This window comes from Vibrio sp. D173a (assembly GCF_030248475.1).
The window spans coordinates 1-766 of record NZ_JAHGAH010001610.1; the positions used below are offsets into that span (position 1 = coordinate 1).

1 protein-coding gene is annotated in these 766 nt (G+C 44.0%); it reads right to left on the bottom strand.

All coding sequences use genetic code 11. From position 1 onward, the window contains the following. Positions 1–2 precede the first annotated feature (2 nt). Positions 3–578 carry an electron transport complex subunit RsxA gene (gene rsxA / locus KIV40_RS35110; RefSeq protein ID WP_285354099.1) on the bottom strand — a complete coding sequence of 192 codons (576 nt, stop codon included), beginning with the start codon at positions 576–578 and terminating at the stop codon, positions 3–5. Positions 579–766 lie beyond the last annotated feature (188 nt).

Consider the following 766-nt stretch of genomic DNA (forward strand, 5'->3'; position numbering starts at 1 on the left):
CTTTACAGGATTGGTGAAGTAACCATGAGTACCAGTGACATTAAGCCTGCAGTGATCATCGCAATCGACGCACCTTTGAATGGCATTGGTACATCTGCCACGGTGATGCGTTCACGCATAGCGGCGAATAGGATCAATACCAAAGAGAAACCAATCGATGCACCGAAACCGTAAACGATCGATTGGATAAAGTTGTGATTCTCGTTGATGTTAAGAAGTGCCACACCTAATACCGCACAGTTGGTTGTGATCAGCGGCAGGAAGATGCCCAGAAGTCGGTATAGCGTTGGACTGGTTTTGTGCACAACCATCTCAGTAAATAGAACCACAACCGCGATCACTAAGATGAAGCTCATGGTCCTGAGGTACTCGATGCCTAATGGAGCAAGGATGTAGTTTTCTACAAGGTACGAGCAAACCGACGCCAGTGTTAACACAAACGTCGTTGCTAAGCCCATGCCAATTGCCGTCTCCAGTTTTTTGGAAACGCCCATTAAAGGACACAGCCCTAAAAATTTAACTAGCACAAAGTTGTTGACCAGCACAGTGCCAACCAACAACAAAAGGTATTCGGTCATAATGGATTAATTCTTAAAATTCCGATCCCAATATTATCCTGCTTTGCTCACCTAATAACAACCAAGGATCGTTAGGGATTTAGGCAGTTGATGAAAAAATCTACCGCTAATCGTTTGATTCACTTAGTTGTACCAAGTATAGACGCTCTCAATCCCGTGGATCGTTGCAAAATGTAAGACTAAGAATG